Annotated in this window: 3 protein-coding genes and 1 pseudogene; all 4 read left to right on the top strand. The window is 64.4% G+C overall.

Features of this window, described 5'->3' with window-relative positions:
• Positions 1–204: pseudogene (locus WS46_RS35975) on the top strand (virion morphogenesis protein); the annotation flags it as partial.
• 198 nt (positions 205–402) lie between these two features.
• On the top strand, positions 403–1,512 hold the full coding sequence (locus WS46_RS08880) for a phage protease (RefSeq protein ID WP_059690236.1): 1,110 nt from the start codon (positions 403–405) through the stop codon (positions 1,510–1,512).
• Between the two features lie 66 nt (positions 1,513–1,578).
• Entirely contained in the window at positions 1,579–1,989 is a 411-nt protein-coding gene (locus WS46_RS08885; RefSeq protein ID WP_059690237.1) for a hypothetical protein, read from the top strand.
• Positions 1,990–2,031: 42 nt separating this feature from the next.
• On the top strand, positions 2,032–2,307 hold a 276-nt coding region (locus tag WS46_RS08890), incomplete at its 3' end, for a Mu-like prophage major head subunit gpT family protein (RefSeq protein ID WP_179949136.1).

The raw sequence follows: 2,307 nt of genomic DNA on the forward strand, positions 1-2,307 counted from the left end.
ATGATCATGCGCCAGGCGGACCATCCGCACCTGGCCGTGTTCGCGAAGAACAGCCACAAGCGGGTCAAGATCGTGAAATGGACCCGCAGCCAGGGCTGGACGATCAAGATTCCTGCGCGGCCATTCTTTGCGCTGACTGAGTCCGACAATATCGGGATCGAGTCAGAGGTGTCCACCTACCTGCGTCGATTGTTCGACCAATGATTGTGGCCGTTTTAACCGCCCGGAAGCGGGTTAGGCACCCCTAGATAGCCACTCGGGGGCGAGAGGCCGCTAAACCCCCCGCTAAATCGCGCCGGATTGGCATTCGGGATTCGCACCTTCCCGCGCATCTCCATCACTGGCCGACGTACTGACGTCGGTCGCCTAATTTTTCAGCGCCCCGACCGCCAACATGGCGGCATGGCTACCTACTTCATCGCGGCGCTTTCCGCACAAATCCAATCGACCGGCACGGCGCTCAAGCTGCTCCCGGCTGGCGACTTCCGTGCACGGGATGGACGGCCGACCGAGTGTGCCGCGTGGCGGCTCGACGCGGCCGGCGCGGGGCGCCTGGTCGCGGCGGCGAACGCCCGCCAGACCCGCTATGTGATCGATTACGAGCACCAGACGCTCAATTCGGCGAAGAACGGTCAGCCCGCGCCGGCCGCCGCCTGGTTCAAGACGCTGGAATGGCGCGAAGGCGATGGCCTGTACGCGACCGACGTGCAATGGACCGCTCGCGCCTCCGCCATGATCGACGCGGACGAATACGCCTACCTCTCGCCGGTGTTCGCCTTCGACAAGGCGGGCAACGTGATTGCGCTGCTCAACGCCGCGCTAACCAACGATCCCGCGCTCGACTGTCTCGACGAAGTGCAGCTCACCGCTGCGTGCTCGGCAGTGTCCGGCGCGATCGACCCTGCCGCGCTCGCGGCGCTTTCCACTGTCCCACCTATCGAGGCTCCCAATATGGAAGAACTCCTGGAACAACTGCGCTGGCTGCTGAACATGCCGGTCGGCGCAACCGCTGACGACGTCACGGCGCAGCTTAAGAAACTGATCGAATCGCTGTCCGGCGGCCAGGGCGTTGCCGCTGCCAGCGTGAACCTGCCTGTGCTGCTCGACTCGCAGCGCGCGCAGATCGCAATGCTGTCCGCCAACCAGGTCGACCCGGCGCGTTTCGTGCCGATTTCGGTAATGACCGACCTGCGCGCGCAGCTCGACGCAGCCAACGCGAAGCTGACCGGCAACGAAGTCGAGGAGCTGGTGACGGCCGCGTTGAAGAACGGCCGCCTGCTGCCCGCTCAAGAAGGCTGGGCGCGCGACCTGGGCAAGAGCGATGTCGCCGCACTGAAACAGTTCGTCGCGACCGCGCAACCGATCCAGGCACTCGGTGGCACGCAGACGGGTGGCAATCCTCCGGTAGGTGACAAAACGGACGCGAATGCACTGTCCATCGAAGACCTCGCCGTGTGCAAGGCGCTCGACCTCGATCTCGCGACGTACAAGACTTCGCAGCCGGCCGCCTGACGGCGCGCGCGGCAACTCGCTTCGCTTCCATCGGCAACGCATTTTCACTTCCACCAGGAGATTCACATGACTGCATTGACCGCCGACCGCGACACCGTCGCCCGGGCCGGCCTGCTGTTCAGCTACCCGGCCAAGGGCGGTGTGCTGTTCTTCACCGGCGCGATCGCCGCGATCGACACGGCGACCGGCCTCATCACCAAGGGCGCGGAATCCACCACGCTCAAGGGCGCCGGCATCGTCCAGGAACAGATCGACAACACGGCCGGCGCAAACGGTGCCGCCAACGTGACGATCCGGCGCGGCCAGTGGCGTGTCGCCAATTCGGCCGGCGCGGACCAGCTCACGCTGAAGGACGTCGGCATGCCTGCGTACATCGTCGACGACCAGACCGTCGCGAAAACGGATGGCGGCGGCAAGCGCTCGGTCGCCGGCACCGTGGTCGACATCGATCCGGGCGGCGTCTGGATCGCGTTTTAACGCGGCCGGTCATCCCCCTCGACTACCCCATAAGGAAAGCAAATGGAAATCAATCGCGCCAATTTGCGCGCCCTGTTCACGGGATACAACACCGTATTCCAGCAAGCCTTCGACGGTGCGCCGTCCGACTGGAATAAGGTTGCCATGCCCGTGCCGTCGACCACGTCGCAGGAAGTGTATCCATGGCTCGGCCAGACCACGCGCTTCCGCGAATGGATCGGCGATCGTGTGATCCAGAACCTGGCATCGCACGACTTCTCGATCAAGAACAAGCCGTTCGAGAACACCGTCGGCGTCGATCGCGAGGCAATCGAAGAC

This window comes from Burkholderia sp. RF4-BP95 (assembly GCF_001521985.1).
Lineage (GTDB): Bacteria > Pseudomonadota > Gammaproteobacteria > Burkholderiales > Burkholderiaceae > Burkholderia > Burkholderia diffusa.

Bases quoted from the DNA above. Each gene is read 5' to 3' on its own strand.
- WS46_RS08880 (WP_059690236.1), top strand. From the start codon at position 403: ATGGCTACCTACTTCATCGCGGCGCTTTCCGCACAAATCCAATCGACC.
- WS46_RS08885 (WP_059690237.1), top strand. From the start codon at position 1,579: ATGACTGCATTGACCGCCGACCGCGACACCGTCGCCCGGGCCGGCCTG.